Origin of the sequence: Alteromonas sp. B31-7 (assembly GCF_015767655.1) — a bacterium.
Taxonomy (GTDB): domain Bacteria; phylum Pseudomonadota; class Gammaproteobacteria; order Enterobacterales; family Alteromonadaceae; genus Alteromonas; species Alteromonas australica.
Window position 1 is genome coordinate 3,678,433 of record NZ_CP065233.1, and the last position, 17,307, is coordinate 3,695,739.

General features: G+C 44.3%; 15 protein-coding genes and 2 pseudogenes. 9 read left to right on the forward strand and 8 right to left on the reverse strand.

What is annotated here, in order from left to right:
* Positions 1-608: 608 nt before the first annotated feature.
* The 3 genes and pseudogenes from IUA53_RS20530 to IUA53_RS16045 form a co-directional block, all read left to right on the forward strand.
* A pseudogene (locus IUA53_RS20530) lies at positions 609-917 on the forward strand (PAS domain-containing protein); the annotation flags it as partial.
* A 177-nt stretch (positions 918-1,094) separates the two neighbouring features.
* Positions 1,095-1,451: pseudogene (locus tag IUA53_RS20535) on the forward strand (methyl-accepting chemotaxis protein); the annotation flags it as partial.
* 116 nt (positions 1,452-1,567) lie between these two features.
* Positions 1,568-2,155, forward strand: coding sequence for a YigZ family protein (locus IUA53_RS16045; protein ID WP_044446261.1), 588 nt, complete (start codon positions 1,568-1,570; stop codon positions 2,153-2,155).
* Positions 2,156-2,206: 51 nt separating this feature from the next.
* Here the strand turns inward: IUA53_RS16045 and IUA53_RS16050 are convergent, their stop codons facing one another.
* Entirely contained in the window at positions 2,207-2,743 is a 537-nt protein-coding gene (locus IUA53_RS16050) for a peroxiredoxin family protein (protein ID WP_044056144.1), read from the reverse strand.
* A 201-nt stretch (positions 2,744-2,944) separates the two neighbouring features.
* Complete coding sequence (locus IUA53_RS16055; protein WP_196897426.1) at positions 2,945-3,373, reverse strand: organic hydroperoxide resistance protein; 429 nt, start codon at positions 3,371-3,373, stop codon at positions 2,945-2,947.
* Positions 3,374-3,489: 116 nt separating this feature from the next.
* Between IUA53_RS16055 and IUA53_RS16060 the strand changes: the two genes are divergently transcribed.
* From IUA53_RS16060 to IUA53_RS16070, 3 genes are all read left to right on the forward strand, one after another.
* Positions 3,490-3,933: a MarR family winged helix-turn-helix transcriptional regulator gene (locus IUA53_RS16060; RefSeq protein ID WP_044056142.1), complete on the forward strand. Its 444-nt coding sequence runs from the start codon at positions 3,490-3,492 to the stop codon at positions 3,931-3,933.
* Between the two features lie 122 nt (positions 3,934-4,055).
* The gene (gene trhA, locus IUA53_RS16065) at positions 4,056-4,691 is read left to right on the forward strand and encodes a PAQR family membrane homeostasis protein TrhA (RefSeq protein ID WP_044446259.1); all 636 of its coding nucleotides are present in this window, start codon (positions 4,056-4,058) and stop codon (positions 4,689-4,691) included.
* The gene (locus IUA53_RS16070; RefSeq protein ID WP_231401173.1) at positions 4,688-5,215 is read left to right on the forward strand and encodes a hypothetical protein; all 528 of its coding nucleotides are present in this window, start codon (positions 4,688-4,690) and stop codon (positions 5,213-5,215) included. Before trhA ends, IUA53_RS16070 begins: the two co-directional genes overlap by 4 nt.
* Positions 5,216-5,272: 57 nt before the next feature.
* Here IUA53_RS16070 and IUA53_RS16075 read toward each other — a convergent pair whose 3' ends face one another.
* Positions 5,273-6,181, reverse strand: coding sequence for a hydrogen peroxide-inducible genes activator (locus tag IUA53_RS16075; protein WP_044056140.1), 909 nt, complete (start codon positions 6,179-6,181; stop codon positions 5,273-5,275).
* Between the two features lie 236 nt (positions 6,182-6,417).
* On the opposite strand from IUA53_RS16075, the gene IUA53_RS16080 reads away from it, so the two are divergent.
* Positions 6,418-7,407, forward strand: a complete 990-nt coding sequence (locus IUA53_RS16080; protein WP_044446257.1) for a universal stress protein — start codon at positions 6,418-6,420, stop codon at positions 7,405-7,407.
* A gap of 121 nt (positions 7,408-7,528) precedes the next feature.
* Here IUA53_RS16080 and IUA53_RS16085 read toward each other — a convergent pair whose 3' ends face one another.
* The 5 genes from IUA53_RS16085 to IUA53_RS16105 form a co-directional block, all read right to left on the reverse strand.
* Positions 7,529-8,800: an inorganic phosphate transporter gene (locus tag IUA53_RS16085; protein ID WP_044056137.1), complete on the reverse strand. Its 1,272-nt coding sequence runs from the start codon at positions 8,798-8,800 to the stop codon at positions 7,529-7,531.
* Between the two features lie 287 nt (positions 8,801-9,087).
* Entirely contained in the window at positions 9,088-9,804 is a 717-nt protein-coding gene (gene phoU / locus IUA53_RS16090) for a phosphate signaling complex protein PhoU (RefSeq protein WP_044056136.1), read from the reverse strand.
* A 27-nt stretch (positions 9,805-9,831) separates the two neighbouring features.
* On the reverse strand, positions 9,832-10,638 hold the full coding sequence (pstB, locus tag IUA53_RS16095; RefSeq protein WP_044446256.1) for a phosphate ABC transporter ATP-binding protein PstB: 807 nt from the start codon (positions 10,636-10,638) through the stop codon (positions 9,832-9,834).
* 9 nt (positions 10,639-10,647) lie between these two features.
* Positions 10,648-12,207 (reverse strand): phosphate ABC transporter permease PstA, encoded by a 1,560-nt coding sequence (pstA, locus tag IUA53_RS16100; protein WP_044446255.1) that lies wholly within the window; start codon positions 12,205-12,207, stop codon positions 10,648-10,650.
* A 1-nt stretch (position 12,208) separates the two neighbouring features.
* Complete coding sequence (locus tag IUA53_RS16105; protein WP_044446254.1) at positions 12,209-14,413, reverse strand: ABC transporter permease subunit; 2,205 nt, start codon at positions 14,411-14,413, stop codon at positions 12,209-12,211.
* A 177-nt stretch (positions 14,414-14,590) separates the two neighbouring features.
* On the opposite strand from IUA53_RS16105, the gene IUA53_RS16110 reads away from it, so the two are divergent.
* Complete coding sequence (locus tag IUA53_RS16110) at positions 14,591-15,097, forward strand: glycine cleavage system protein R (RefSeq protein ID WP_044056133.1); 507 nt, start codon at positions 14,591-14,593, stop codon at positions 15,095-15,097.
* 120 nt (positions 15,098-15,217) lie between these two features.
* On the forward strand, positions 15,218-17,287 hold the full coding sequence (ppk1, locus tag IUA53_RS16115) for a polyphosphate kinase 1 (protein ID WP_044056132.1): 2,070 nt from the start codon (positions 15,218-15,220) through the stop codon (positions 17,285-17,287).
* Positions 17,288-17,307 lie beyond the last annotated feature (20 nt).

Here is a 17,307-nt window from a genome sequence, read left to right on the forward strand (position 1 = left end):
CCCTCTTACACCAAATTGTCACGTCAGTGCAGTAAAAATAGATATATTGTCTAAGCGCTTTTTCGAAAAACTTTGCTTACTATATTCAATATAATTTTTATAAAAAACTTAAAAAACACTTAATCAGTAATTATTCGCTTGCCGGAGTTGATATGTTTGTAACAAGTTCAAGATATACTAACGACATAGCTTCTCTCACGGACGAGAACACCAATCTTTTAGTAACGCTGGATGCGTTGAAGAACAATTTAGCCTATGCCATTTATGACGGTTCAGGAAATTGCACCTATGCTTCTGACAGCCTTATGGCAACCTTAGGTTACCCTAAAGGATCTCCGCCTTCATTTAGCCACCGTCAATTGCGCGTTGAGGCTGTACAAACAGACAGCCAATACAACTACTTCTGGCAATCATTACTTAACGGTGAAAGTGTAAGCGACACAGTAGCCCGTAAATCGGCAACGGGTACCACCTTATGGTTAACGGCTAGTTACGTCTCCGTAAAGGTTGCCAACGGCACAGAAGTTCACGCTGTCTACCACGATGTTACCGAACAGCAGCGTGCTTATTACGAAGGGAAAGCGGTTTCTGATTCTCTAGATAAATCGATGGCAGTTATCGAGTTTGAGCCTGATGGCACCATTATAACCGCAAATGAAAACTTTACGGCTACCGTTAAATACAATTTAAGTGAAATCCAAGGCAAGCATCACAGGATGTTTTGTAAGGATAAATTCTACCAGGAAAACCCGACGTTTTGGGAGTCACTGGCACAAGGTAACTTCTCGTCAGGCACCTTTGAGCGCGTTGATGCGAATAGTAACCCTTTGTGGTTAGAAGCTACCTACAATCCTGTTTTTGATGCATCAGGCAAAGTCATTAAAGTGATTAAGTTTGCCTCTAACGTTACTGACCAAGTCACTGAAAAACACAACATTTCTCAGGCAGCCGAATTAGCCGTATCCACGGCGGAAGAAACCTCGCAAATCGCCGCAGAAGGCGCTTCCTCACTACATCGTAGTATTGACGTGTTTCAAACAACCCTCGATGAAGTTGATCAAACCAACTTGCTCATGCATGAGTTAAGCGAACAATCACTAAAAATTGAAACCATTGTAACCACCATCAGTGGCATTGCAGACCAAACCAACCTACTGGCGCTTAACGCTGCAATTGAAGCTGCACGGGCCGGTGAACAAGGTCGCGGCTTCGCCGTTGTTGCCGATGAAGTTAGACAACTGGCGCAGCGCACCAGCGACTCCACCGTAGAAATTGAAACGGTGGTAGCAGAAAACCGCAAACTCGCCGACAAGTCCACCAAGAAAATGGCCGCCGTTAAAGATAACGTTGATTTGAACAGCCAGCAAATTACTCAAGTTCAATCGGTCATGGATGAGATTCAAAAAGGTGCGGTGAACGTCTCAGAAACTGTATCGGGTATTCTGCGGTAGCAATAGGCGGCGCTAAAGCTACCTCTATACCGTCTAAGGGTAATGTCACGCCTACCGGACAAACTCACTCATATCTTCCATTAGCCACAGCGGCTAATGGAAGATATACTTCTCGAATGACGTATCCTGTGCCTGCAGTACAGCATGAAATCCTGTACGAAATTAAAAAAAGTAAGTTTATCGCCTTTGCCACTTTTGCTGATAGTAGAGAGGCTGCCATGGAGCAACTTGCTGAAATAAAAATAAAATACCCAGACGCCCGCCATCATTGTTGGGCATATTTAATTGGGTCTCCCGATCAACCTCGTTCACTTGCTATGGCCGATGATGGCGAACCTAGCGGTACCGCGGGTAAACCTATTCTCAATGTTTTACAGCATAAAAACGTGGGCGATGTGATGGTTGTTGTTACCCGCTATTTCGGGGGCATTAAGCTAGGGGCTGGCGGCCTTGTACGCGCCTATTCTGCGGCTGCTCAGCAAGTAATGGAACAACTCGAAACCAAACAAGAAGTTAGCCTGCATGAATTAAGTCTAGATGTAGACTTCAAACACGAACAGTTTGTTCGGCATTTAACCCAACAATTCCAGGGTAAAATTCAGTCTTGCAACTATGCGCATTGCGTCACTATGACACTGGCACTTCCTGAGCAAAGGATGGGAGAGTTTGAAGCTCATGTCGCTGCAATTCGGTTATCCACGTAAACAGGCTATGACGCATAAACCGCCAGGCTACACGTCATAGTTTTTCGGGTATTAGTAAGCGCGCGTTCCGCGAACAGGATAGCTATTTTCTGGGTCGCGAATAAATGCTAAACCCGACACGAGTTGTTCAAGGTCTGGACGAACGAATGGTGCATTGGCAATTTCACAAATTTGAATACGTCCTTCACCATTGATGATGAACAATGCAGGTTCAGCGAAATTATGATCGGTCTCTTTTTCTGATCGCGGCTCAGAGATATATAAACCGAGCGCTTTCATATCGTCTTCAGTTAACCCATAAGCGATAGGGAAACTAATAGAAAGGTCGTCTAAGTGGGCGTCTAACTGAGACTTACTGTCTGCACTGACGGCAATTAAGTCTATATTTTGTTCCAATAAACGCCCTTTAAAGTCCTCTAGCGCGTTTAAATATTTTGTGCAAATTGGGCAATGCTTACCGCGATAGACCACGACCATTTTCCAATCGCATTCTTCACGCTTACTGCTTAGCGATACTTCCTCTCCTGACGTTAATGTTGCCTTAATGTCAGGAAATTTAGCGCCGGCATGTAGCTTTTGTGTGTACATAAAAACTCCTTCATCACGTACCATAAAATGTTAAATCAGTGATTAATGACACCGATTCACCTAACACACTTAGGATAAAGTGGTTACATACAGCTACGTGTGAAAGAGGGTTAAGATCGTTTTCAGTCAATGTAGAAAACGTGAACGGGATCCGTATTCAGATAATAAGTGCGCCACTCACTAGAGCGGCGCCTACAACCGTCAGACTAGGGAAATTTCTACTTCAATGTTGCCGCGAGTCGCATTTGAATAGGGGCACACCTGATGCGCTTTTTCCACTAAGCTACGAGCTTGCTCTTTATCCATGCTGCCTAAATCTACGCTGAGTTTCGCTGCAATGGCAAAACCCACTTCAATAGGCCCAATGCTCACATCGCCAGTCACCTTAATATCATTGTCTAGCTTAACCCCTTCGGCTGCCGCGACATGCTTTAATGCGCCGATGAAGCACGCAGAGTACCCAGCTGCGAACATTTGTTCTGGGTTTGTGCCCTCTCCTCCTGCTCCCCCCAACGCTTTTGGCGTTGAAAGTGTAACCGACAAGTTGCCGTCGCTAGAGGTGGCGGTACCTTCGCGTCCTCCGGTTGCCGTGGCCGTACCTGTATAAATCACTTGCTGTAGTTTATGCATGCTGTTCTCCAATTATTTAGTTTGCATGCAAACTAAAATACCACCATCTTTATTTGCAGATCAAGTTATTTGTATGCAAAATATTATTCAGACCTTTTTCTTCCGTGTTAGTACCCATGACTGAACGCCTTAAATTAGAAAATCAGCTATGCCATCGCTTTTACACCTTGTCTAATGCCTTCACTCGGGCCTATCGCCCGTTGTTAAAAGCGTTAGATATCACCTATCCGCAATATGTCACCTTGATGGCGCTATGGGAAACAAGTGGTGTGACAGTGGCATCCTTGGTACAAAAGACCATGATTGATGGTGGTGCCATGTCACTTATATTGAAAAAGCTGGAGGCAAAAGGGTTCATCACCATTGAAAAAGACCACGCTGACAAACGAGTAAAGCACGTTCATCTCACGTCGTTTGGCAACACGGCGAAAGTGAAAGCTGGAGACATCCCCGTACAAATGCTGTGTAAACTTGATGGGCTGAGCAAAGAAGAAGCGAGCCAACTGGCGACGTTAATTGATAAATTACATGGCTGCTTTATGCCTATTGAAGATGAATAAGTCACTTAAGGTGTAAAGCTTAATAAACTATTTCACCTTTTTGTCATCACATTATTCTAGGGAGTTTGCTATTATTGCCTATTGAGCGTACATGTGTACGCCAGATTTCATAAGGAGTGTTTATGGCCTCAATTCCAACTAAAGCCTACTCTGTTATAGAAGAATGGCTTAATAGCGTAAGTCACGGCGTTGGCTTTGTCGCGGCTATTGTTGGTTTAGTATTTATGCTTTTTAGAGCTGAAGATGCGCTTACTATTACGGTTGCGGCAATTTACGGCTCTACCCTTATTCTCATGTTCTTAAGTTCAACCTTGTACCATGCGATTAGCCACCAAAAAACTAAGGGCTGGCTTAAACTTTTCGACCACAGTGCAATTTACATATTGATAGCAGGGACTTACACCCCATTACTTTTAGTGTCTATTGGTGGTGCGTTAGGCATTACGATGACCGCAATTATCTGGTGTCTTGCTGTGGGTGGTGTAGCCTTTAAACTTGTGGCGCAGCACAGATTCCCTAAAGTGTCTGTGATGACCTATTTGCTCATGGGCTGGATTGCTTTGGGGCTTATTTATCCGTTATACGTTGCGTTGCCAGGCACGGGATTATGGTTGTTAGTTGCTGGTGGTTTGTGCTTCAGTATTGGCGTGTGCTTTTACGTGGCGAAGAAAGTAAAATATACCCATGCAATCTGGCATTTGTTCGTTATTGGCGGATGTGCCTGCCACTACTTTTCCATTTATTATTTCGTAGTATGACAACACAATTGCAATACCTTTCTTCTAACCCTAAAGCCATTGCCGATGACAATGGCAGATTTCCGTGGTTTTCACTGTACGGCGGCAAAATTTGCTTTGGAAATCGTCCAGACACCGCTAGTTGGGCGCCATTATTGTCAGCAAAAGTTAGCCATATTGCCACTGTGCAAACCCGCGATGAAAATGCCGCGGATATTAGACATCAGTGTCTCACGTCGGGACTAAAATGGATGTGGGTCCCTTTTGAGACCACCTCAATATCTGCATCGATTGAAGAAGCCTTTTTACATCAATATTTGCGGGAAATAACAACCGTACTTAAAGACGGCGCACATCTCTATTTACATTGCGATTCAACGCTATGTAGATGCAGTTTGCTGTTTTATGCCCTTTGTCACTATAACAGGCTCCCTTCAGACAGTGCATATTGCGCCCTCCACAGCATTAACCCGCAAGCCAATGCCCTTTCTCGCCGCGAACTCAAATGGGCAGCATCGTTAGGCCACGCAGCCCTCAAGGGCTAATAAAACCCATTCCAACATTATCTACGATGGACTATCACGGACAAAAAACGTTAAAAACTACTTTAACGTCGGAACCGGTAATAAAGGCGCAATGATCTCGCCAATACGTCGAAATAATTGCATCCGAGTGGTGCCTGAACGCCACACTAGGCCTATTTCTCGATACCCCTGCTCTTCCGCCGCAAAGCTTTTAAGTTGGGTATTTTTGATAATCGACTGATTTAATGCAAGCTCGGGTAAAAATGTGTAACCCATTTTACTGTTAGCCAATTGCACCAGCGTATAAAGGCTGCTAGCGGCAACACTGCTAATTTGGTCGCTGTGCTGCAAGTTACACGCGCTAACGGCGTGACCGGTCATACAGTGCTCTTGTTGCAATAAGAAAATGCTTTTCTTAGGTAAATTAGAGATATCTACGGGATCAGGAAGTTGAGAAGCCACATCTTCATGGGCGATAAGATGAAACGGATCATGGCCTAACACCATTTGCTTACACCCTGGCGTTTCCATCGGCAAGGCTAAAATCAGTAAATCTAATCTGCCGTCGGTGAGCTGCTGAAGCAGTTTCTCGGTTGTGTCTTCCTGCATTTCCAAATTAATCTCAGGAAGCGATGTAGAAAACGCACTTAGCATACCTTCAAACAAGAAAGGCGCGATAGTAGGAATAACCCCTAACTTTAACGTGCCCCGTTCCCAGTTGCCTGCATTTTTTGCATACTCAACCAGTTCCCCAGCCTCTTGTAGCAACACTTTACTACGTTCAACGATATCAAGCCCTAGAGAAGTAAACACAAAGGTTTTGTGTTCACGTTCGAGCAACTGACTGCCAAAATGCTCTTCGAGGTTTTGAATTGCCGTACTTAAGGTTGACTGACTGACATTACATCGTTGGGCTGCACGATGGAAATGCTGCTCCTGATACAAGGTAACAAGATAGTGAAGGTGCTTTAAGTTTGGCCATTTCATAACGTATAGAATCTGATTGAAAATGATATTCTTAATCTAACATAAAGATTATTAGTAAACACACTTTTATTACGGTTTTAAGGCCTCCGCGAAAGAAAGAGAGATTTCTCATTGTGCGCTTGATTTATTGCAACTTTCGCCCGTGTTTCTGTTGAATTTCGGTAGTCAGGGCGCAGTTCAAAGGTTAGGATATTATTAGAGTTTTACCCTACCTTACTATCTTGCTAGGAGCATTCATGAAAGGCCATTATAGCAATATATTGTGTGTGCTAAGTGATACCCATCGACAAGATGATGTTATCGCACAAGCTGTGCATATCGCCAAAAGCCATCAAGCCACACTCACCCTTATGCTCTCGCTAGAGTCGCTTCCCCCGAATGCCAATATGGTGATGGAGTCCTTCTCATATATAGATTCCCAATCATCAATGGAAACCCAAGCACAAGACTGGCTGCGCAATCAGGCAGAAAAATGGGAAGAAAAATACCCTACACAAACCAAGGTAAGTATTGGAAGCCCGCTTATCGATATCATTACCAATGTCATTAAATATCAATACGACTTGGTGATAAAACGCGCTGAAGAGAGCTTTTTAGATCGTTTGTTTGGCAGTTTAGATATGCGCTTATTGCGAAAATGTCCTTGTCCTGTTTGGGTGCTGCACCAAAAATGTACAAGCCAATATAAAAACGTGGTTGCGGCGTTAGATTTAAATTATCACTACCCCAAACATGAAATTTCGGTGCGCAAAAAACTGAATGCCGATATTCTTCGCCACGCTATTCAAATATCATTGCTGGAATTTTCCCAATTGCACATTGTCCACGTGTTTGATGCCGTGCCGGAAAATATTGTACGCGATGGCTTTATCACCGTTGATAACGACCAGATGGAAACCGATTTAGCAAAGATACATGCCGAGCGCGAGCAAGCGCTTGAAGATCTATTGCAAGCGTTAGAAGGCGAACTCGCGCCAGACACCATGGATTATTTGAAACCGCAAAAACATATTGTCCACGGTTATCCAAGACGAGAAATTGCTGCCACAACGAAATCACTAGATACCGATGTGATAGTCATGGGAACGGTGGCGCGATTAGGCGTGCCTGGCTTTATTATGGGAGGAACGGCGGAAGAGACCATGAATCAATTAAACTGCGCCGTGGTAGGTATCAAACCGGCTGGATTTACCTCGCCTATTACCTTGGCGGATGCCAACGACTAAACCGCCTAGTTTTCTATCGCCCGAAATCAAAACACCCCCTCATTGAGGGGGTGTTTTAGTTTTGGTACTGCATATTCTATTTGCTTTAACCCATTATCTGTATGGGCAAGGCCTTCAGCATCTAGGCAACACCAAATGCGGCCTTTAATAGGTAGAAGAAGATAATGGACAGCAAAGCACCCGCTGGCAAGGTAACAATCCACGACACCACAATGTTTCTGACTATACCTAAATTAAGTGCTGACACGCCCCGCGCTAATCCAACACCTAATACGGCACCCACCAATGTTTGTGTGGTTGATATAGGTAAGCCGGTGCCTGAAGCAATAACCACGGTCGTGGCGGCAGCTAGTTCAGCGGCAAAACCGCGACTTGGTGTTAAATGCGTAATACCTTGCCCGATAGTTTTAATAACTCGATGACCAAATAATGCTAAACCTAGCACTATCCCTACGCCACCTAAGGGCAAAATCCACGGCGCTAGTTTTGCACTAGAGGTTATTTCACCGCCACTACTCACAACGCTCACTACTGCCGCAAGAGGACCAATAGCATTAGCCACATCATTAGAACCATGCGCAAATGCCATACAACAGGCAGTCACCACCATAAGTAAGGCAAACACTTTCTCTACATTGGCGGCCTGTAAATCTTTATCTTCAGAGCCACTGAATGTCATTCTACCGATAAACCACTTTCCAAAAAGGCCCAACGCAATAGCAATGGCAATGGCTAACAAAAAATCATTTGGCGAGCCAATTTCTAGACCAACGTGCTTCAAACCCTTCTTGATGGTAACCAGCGACATAACAAACCCTGCTAGCGCCATATAGAAAGGCACATAACGTTTCGCGTTTTGAAAAGGGGAGCTGGTTTGAAAAATGAGTTTGTGTGCACTCATAAAAATAAGGTAGGCAATAATGCCTGATATGGCAGGGGTAACAACCCAGCTTCCCACGATGCCACCGACTTTGTTCCAAGCCACGGCATCCATACTAACGCCTGTTGCAGTGAAACCAATAATGGCACCAATGATTGAGTGCGTGGTAGAAACCGGCCAACCCAACCATGAAGCTACTGCTAGCCAAATGCCAGCCGCAAATAGGGAGGAAATCATGCCCAATACTAGGTATTCGGGCACCGCAGAGAAATAATCGGGATCGATAATGCCTTTGCGAATAGTTGATGTCACTTCACCACCAGCGAGATAAGCGCCGGCAAACTCGAAGATCATCGCAATGATTATAGCTTGCTTAATAGTTAATGCTTTTGAACCTACAGACGTTCCCATTGCATTGGCAACGTCATTTGCACCAATACCCCATGCCATTACAAAACCAACACCGGCGGCAAGCAGTATGAGAATTAGGCCATAACTTTCGAAAAATTCCACGGATAATCGCTCCTGATCTTATACGCGATTTAAGCTGGACACTACTACACGAGATAGCAGCAACTCTTGCCAATGAAGGCAACAGGATGAAGTTGAGGACAAATTGTGTCTACGCATAGGTTTAGAGTATTTTTTGCACGATCTGTTCTTGGCTGCGGCGCATAATAACGTAATCATCTGCGAAGCCATAGAGAAAATCACCGAAAAATTATAAATTGACATGGATATTTTGCGATACGGTGATTATTAGAACAATTATTTCAGTTTTGTGACAATTCACTCCCCTATTACGAGAGATCTTCTAATTTTTGCTGCATGTTTTCCAAAGGCATATGTCGAACATCTGTGCCCCGGGTTAAATACACCACGTATTCGCATACATTTTTACACCTATCACCAATACGTTCTAAGGAGCGAAGCGCCCAAAGCACATCTAACCAATCTTGCATGTCTTCTGTGGTTTTTTCCATTTCCAATGTGGTGTAGGTTAAAAGACGCTTATATTCACTGTCGATGCGGTTATCTTGATCGTATACGGCAAGAGCCGCACTTTCATCTTGTCGTGCAAATGCATCAAAAGTACCTCGCATCATAGCGGCGACACGCTCTCCAATGAGCAACATACTGGTTTTGATTGTGTCTGAGCTTGGTAGCTTGTTACGGGTGACCAGTTTAGCTATACGCTCTATTTCATCCCCCATTCTCTCTATATCTGTAATGGCTTTTGAAATCGTCATAATTAAGCGAAGGTCGCTCGCGGTAGGATGACGCTTTGCAATAATACGTAGACACTCTTCGTCAATCTGCACTTCCATAGAATTAATCTTCAGGTCGTTTAGCACCACCTTTTCGGCTAATGAAGCATGATTGAGCTTTATCGCTTTTAACGTGTCTACCAATTGCTGCTCTACTTCTCCCCCCATGGTGAGTACTGAATTTCGTAAGTTTTCCAACTCAATATTGAAGGTGCCAGAAATGTGGGTATTCAGGGCTACTTGACGCATAGGTGCATTCTCCTACAGTAAAAACCATTAACCATAACGACCGGTAATATAGTCTTCTGTTTGTTTTTTTTCTGGCATGGTAAAGAGTGTATCGCTGTCGGCATATTCAATGAGTCGTCCTTGATGAAAAAACGCGGTGTAGTCCGATACCCGCGCGGCTTGTTGCATATTGTGAGTCACGATAACGATGGTACACCGCTTTTTGAGGCTAGCCATTAACTCTTCAATAAAAAGGGTGGTGAGCGGGTCTAGCGCTGATGTGGGCTCGTCCAACAATAGAATATCGGGCTTTAGCGCTAATGCTCGCGCTATCACTAAACGCTGTTGTTGCCCTCCGGAGAGCAGGTGCGCAGGTTCAAATAACCGGTCTTTTACCTCTTCCCATAGCGCGGCTTCTTTTAACGTACTTTCCACTGCATCGTCTAGCTTGCGTCGCGTTTTCACACCTTGTAGTCGCAATCCATAACATACATTGTCATAAATACTCATGGGAAACGGGTTAGGTCGCTGGAAAACCATGCCCACTCGGGTGCGCAATTTAGACACGTTTATTTTTTTACTATTAATATTGCGACCATCAATGAGAATTTCGCCAGAATATTTGCACCCATTGTACAAGTCATTTAAGCGGTTAAAGCTACTCACCAAGGTAGATTTACCACAGCCACTTTGACCAATCAGTGCCGTCACTTTATTTTTCGGGATACGCATAGATATGTCATGCAGTACCTGTTTACCGCCAAACCATAGATTAAACTGCCTAACATCAATTGCCGTACTGGCTTCGTCTATCTCATCAACATTTAGCGTGTTATGTTCAAACAACTTCAGCATGAAATTCCATTACCCCTGTAAGTAACGTTTGCGCAATCGCGTACGCAGTATAACGGCCAGTACATTTAACACAAACACTACCACCAGTAACAATAGGCATGCCGCAAACATCATTGACGCGCTTTTTGCGTCTGTTTGGCTATGAAAGGCACCGTCATAAATAAGTACGCCCAAATGCATAAATTGGCGATCGAGGTGAAGATACGGAAATTCGCCGTCAAAGGGTAAGTTGGGGGCAAATTTCACCGCGCCTACTAACATAAGAGGAGCAACCTCTCCTGCTGCTCTCGCTATCGCCAATATAACCCCTGTCATTATTCCCGGTGAAGCGATGGGCAAAATGGTTTTCATGATGGTCTCAATCTTTGTTGCCCCTAAAGCATAACTGCCTGCTTTTAACCCTTCGGGTACGCGACGCAGCCCTTCTTCAGTTGCCACGATAACCACCGGCAACGTCAGTATTGCCATGGTGAGTGCAGCCCAGAAAACCCCTGGCGTTCCCATGGTTGGTGCGGGCAATGAATCGCTAAAAAATAGTGCATCAATGCTGCCACCAACTGAGTAAACGAAAAAGCCCAAACCGAACACACCATAAACAATCGAAGGTACACCAGCCATGTTACTGACACTGATTCGAATGGCAGTCGTAAACCCGTTATCTGGTGCATATTCGCTTAAGTAAATAGCCGCTAACACACCAAAGGGTGTCACTATTATGGTCATTAAAAACACCATTAGAATAGTGCCGAAGAGAGCCGGAAAAACACCACCTGAGGTATTAGCCTGCTTGGGGGACTCTGTTAAAAAGGTAATGAGGTTTTGAACAACCACCTGCCATTTTTCAACATAGTTTAGCTGACTCACGTAGGTGACAGTGGCTATATCAGACACTTTAATAAATAGCGTTTGACTACCTGAAAAAGTCAGCGCGAGTAAATACTCAGACAATTGCCCTTCTAGCTCAATAACCTTTTCCTGAACGCGATGAAACTGCGCAACCAATTTTTCTCGCGCTGGCGCATCTAGTGCCACGTCTTTAGCATCGAGTGCAGCTAGGGCATTGTGAATATCAGCAAGTTGTTCACTGCTGATACGATAGATTTCATTATTTATTTGGTTCACCGTGCGCTTTACATCGGCATACTCATCTAACGATTCTTTGTCCCCTGTCGGGGTGCGAAGAAACATAGGCGTTGCCAACAAGTTACGTCCATCAGTCAGCTTAATTTGAGCACTTTCTACGGCGAGTGACTCAGCAACGATGTCACTTTCTTTTACCAAAGCCTGCGTTCCATAGGGGTGGTGAAAGTCACTATAATTGAGTTGAAAAACGCGTTCAGTCTCGTCGCTTAAGTATCGCTGAGCTAATACTTTGGGGGTTATTCCGCCTTGTGAGTAAGAAACCGCATAAATTGGCTGAGGCCAAAAATAAGCGCCGCCCCGAATCGAAATTAGCGCCAACACGGAAATAAGTGCAATGACCAGCAACCCAGTAAAAAAGGCCGTGAGACTGATAACTAAAGATTGTCGCTGTACTGGATTTAAACCCAGTTGCTTAATGCTCGCCATATTAACCCTTAAGCCTCATACGCTTTCGAACAAGCTCTGCTACTGTGTTCACTATAAAGGTGAAGGCGAACAAAATGGCGGCGGTTAAAAATAGTATTTGGTAATGCGCAGAAGACACATCAGCTTCAGGCAGCTCGATGGCTAGATTTGCCGTTAATGCACGTAACCCTTCTATAAGGCCCCAACTCGATATCGGGGTGTTGCCTGTGACCATTAACACAATCATGGTTTCACCAAATGCGCGACCAAAACCAAGCATAATAGCAGCCACCACGCCAGGAAAGGCCACTTTCAAAACCACGTACATCAGCGTTTGTAGCCGTGTTGCCCCTAAGGCAAAAGAAGCAAACTTTAATTCATCTGGCACACCGCTGATGGCATCTTCAGCCAACGAATAAATACTGGGTGAGATGGCCACTCCAAGGGCAATGGCCACAACAATGGTGGTTTTTCCTATAGGGCTATCAGATTCAGCCGCGAGTATTTCATAGCCATTTAATCCAAACAGCGACTCTAGCCAAAATGGCGCCCACTCAACACTCACAAAGCCAAGAACAAACACCCCAACAATGGCAAAGCCTAACTCTGCGCCATGGCGTATTTTACTGGGAAGGTAGCCGGCGACTTCCCGCTGAACAAGTGCAATTCCCACCAAAACGAACGGCACGACCATGAGGAAAAAGGCAAAGGAAAACAAAAACTGCTCAGCTTTAGGCGACAACCAAATAGCAGCAATGAAACCAATAAGGACACTGGGAACCGCTTCTAGCATTTCTACTGCTGGCTTTATAATATGCCTTAATCGGCTTTTGGCAAAAAAGGCCGTATAAATGGCCGCGCCAATGGCTAAAGGAATAGCCAAAATAAGTGCCAGTAACGAGGCTTTAATACTGCCAATTAAGAGAGGAGTTAAACTAAACTTTGCTTCCGTAAAATCGGAGGCACTGGTGGTTTGCCAAACGGTATCAGGTTCAGAATAGCCCTCATAATGCAAAGGCGAGAATAAAGAGCGCCACGTGGTGATTCCGCTTAAGTGATCGGCTCGCCATATATATAGCTGATTATTATCGTAGCCAAAAATGCGGTCACCAAACCAGGTAATGTGACTAACCTGATGCGCAATACTTTGTTGGCTTACTATTTCACCCGACACACGATTCACAAACAATAGGCTAGATTGATTAGTTAACAGGACCAAAACGTTCCCACTTGCGTGCTCACCCACATCCAGCACTCGCACCTGTTTGCCTAGCGCGATGCTATAGGTTTTCTTGAAGGTTAATCCTCTCTCGTCACGCTGCAGTACCCAGCGAGACACGCTGCTCTCACTGTTCGTTTCACCCTCAATAAGTAAAAAGGTACGATCTTTTTCGAGCGCAAATACCCGTTTAGACAAGGGTATACTCATTCCCGAGTCACCCACATCGCCTAGGGGCTGTGGTGGTCCATTGAGGGACATAAGGGTTAGTTCATTGTTTTGCTCAACAATCATCATCTCTGCCCCAGGAAACAGCACCACATCCTGAGCATCTTCAAATTGTTTATCTATTCGTAATGTGGGGTCTTTTCTATTCACCCAGCGCACAAACACGGCCTCGTCGGTTACCACCTTCGCCACCGCCCAACGAGAAGAAAGTTCTACATGCCAGCGTTTACGGTTCTGCCATACCTGTACTGGCAAAGAAAATGACACACTAGAGGGCGACGTTGCAGCGAGGCGTCTGTCAGATTGCTCTTGTTGATTTGAACGTGAAGCACCTTGAATGCGAGAACCATACGTTAACCCTCTAGCGAAAACGATACGTACCTGACCACTACTCGAAATATCAACAAGTGCATTCTCACCCATTAAGGAAATAGCCGCTAATTCATGATCACAAGGACGCGTAAAGTTATGTAGGCTTAAGAAAGTTTCTCGATTGTCTACGTTCATTAACGCTAAACGACAAGGGCCATTTTTCACAATCATTGGCTGGCCGCTAAAGATATCGCCATTTGCAACTATTGGGTGTTTATCTGGCAGCCCATAGGTCTTTTCTAACTGAATTTTGGGCAATAAAGCGAGGGGCAGCGATTGCGTTAAAAGGTGAGAAATGAGCACAACCAGCGTAATTAACACCAAACCACCGAATGCAGTTACAGTATAACGGCTCCACTTATCATAGCGCTGGCGTTTTTTATCTATACTATCGCTTTCGTAGGTCATGCTTAATTTATTAAATATTCAGGCGAAATTTGCACTGGTGAGCAGTGTAAGTTTTGTTATGCTAATAGCAAGCGAAAGTTTCGGGTACTGCTATAGCGCCAGATCAATCCGACTCATGGTATTACCCTCTATCCCTACTGGCAAATGCATTTCTTTACGATGTGAATAGGAGTTTTTATGCAATCCCTGGTAATCAGCATTTTAGGTAAAGACAAACCCGGTATCGTTGACGCATTAGCAAAATGTATTTATCAGCATAACGGCAATTGGCAAGGTTCTAGCTTTGCACATATGGCAGGCATGTTCACTGGCTTTGTCGAAGTTCACGTGGACGACGCCCAAAAAGACAAGTTAGTCACAGCCTTAGACGGCCTTACTGATGTCACAGTACAAACCGTGGTGACCAGTTTATCAAAAAGCGAAACGCTCACCGAATTATCCGTTGATGTTATGGGCAACGATAAACCCGGAATTGTGCAAGAACTTACCAGCATACTGAATCAGTTTAATTTAAACATTGTTAGCTTTTCGTCCCATTGTGAAAGCGCACCTAACTGGGGAAGCCTGATTTTTAAAGCCACGGCTGTTATTGCCGTTCCAGCATCCTTTGATCAGGACGCACTGCAAGATGCGTTAGAAGCGCTATCGAACGATTTAGTGGTTGAAATAGAAGATAGTCAATAAACACCTTCACCTTACTAAGGTAATGGATTTACCAAATTACTCTGTATTACAGGGTTGTCACAGTAGTGTCACCGACTAATGGCAGTCTTTGACCATTTTTAATAGTGAATATGAACATTTATGGATAACGAAGATTTATATTATCCCAAAGAGCTTAGTTGGCTCGCTTTTAATGAGCGTGTATTACAAGAAGCCGCGGACAAAAATAACCCAGCGGTAGAGCGTATACGCTTTCTCGGTATTTACTCAAATAACCTAGATGAGTTTTACCGTGTACGTGCGGCGGATGTTAAGCGGCAAATTACCATTGCTCAAAATGACGGCAACGAAGAAGAAGCGTTGCGTCAAACTGAGTTGATGGAACGCATTCAAAAGAAAGTTGTGCAGTTGTCAGACAAGTTTGACGAAATTCATAAAGACGTATTGAAGTCGTTAGCGCGATATAACATCCACATTTTGCGCAAAAATGATCTTAACGACTATCAAAAGCAATGGGTTCGCAATTTCTTTGTCAACAAAGTCCTTCGTCATATTGCCCCTATTCTTATCGATAAGAAGGTTGACCTGCTTAGCCGACTTAACGGCACCTCAGTATATTTGTATGTGGCGTTGAGAAGAAAAGAGCGTAACACCCGCTTTGCTGTTATTCAGGTTCCTACCTCTGAAATGTCACGCTTTAAGCTGATTCCTCCGGAAAAAAGCCGTAAGAAAAAACATATTATTATGTTGGACGACATGATTCAGCTTTGCTTAGAAGACATTTTCCGAGGCTTTGTGAAGTTCGACGAAATTGAGTCCTTTTCGTTTAAAATGACACGAGATGCTGAATACTCAATTAATGACGAAATTGACGAAAGCTACGTTGAAAAAATGTCAGAGAGTATGAAACAGCGCCTTATCGCAGAGCCTGTCCGGGTGATTTACGATAACGACATGCCAGATGACATGGTGAATGACTTGCGCAAGCGTTTACGGATCACCAAGCTTGATACCATGCATGCTGCCGGACATTACCGCAACTTTAAGGATTTCATCGGCTTTCCCAATGTGGGGCGAGAATACTTAGAACATGGGGCTTTACCCGCTATCGATACCAGCGCATTTTCAAAATACAACACGGTATTCGATGCCATTACAGCCCACGACATACTCCTTTATTACCCGTACCATCGCTTTTTGCACTTCACTGAGTTTGTGCGTCAAGCCGCCTTCGACCCCAGCGTAAAAGCCATTCGTATCAATATTTATCGGGTAGCCAGTAATTCTCGAATCATCAACTCACTGATTGATGCGGTTGATAACGGAAAGAAAGTGACCGTTGTGGTAGAGCTTCGCGCTCGTTTCGACGAAGAAGCCAATATTGAATGGTCGAAACGTATGACCGACGCGGGTATTCGCGTTGTGTTAGGTGTGCCAACCCTTAAAATACACTCTAAATTATGTATTGTGAGCCGCGAAGAGCGTGGCTCGTTGGTGAACTATGCCCACTTTGGTACAGGTAACTTCAACGAAAAAACGGCAAAAATTTATACCGACTTCAGCTTATTTACCCGCAATCAGGAATTGGCGAATGAAGGGGTGGCCGTATTCGACCTTATCAATTACCCGTACCGTCGTTATAAATTCCAGCATTTACAAATATCGCCGCTCAATGCGCGGACCAAGATACAGTCATTAATTCGCCAAGAAATCCAGCATTTAAAAGAAGGGGCTGATGCGAAGATAACGTTTAAGATTAACAACTTGGTTGATAAAGAACTGATTGATGACCTGTACCGAGCGAGCCAAGCTGGTGTGAGGATACGAGGAATTGTTCGAGGCATGTGTTCATTGAACCCTGGTGTAAAAGGGTTAAGTGAAAATATAGAAATCATTTCCATCGTTGATAGATTTTTAGAACACCCCAGAGTGATGATATTTGAAGGCGGCGGCGAACGAAAAGTGTTTATCAGTTCAGCCGACTGGATGACTCGCAATATGGATAACCGTATTGAAGTTGGCTGCCCAATATACGATAAATCCCTTCAACAGCGTGTGGTGGATATCATGGAAATGCAATTCCGTGATACTTTAAAAGCGAGAGTAATTGACAGAGATCAGAGCAACAAGTACGTTCGCAGAGGCAACCGTAAAAAATTACGCTCACAAATAGAGATTTACGACTATTTAAAGCAACAAGAAGACAAATAAGCAGGAAATGAAGAAACTAC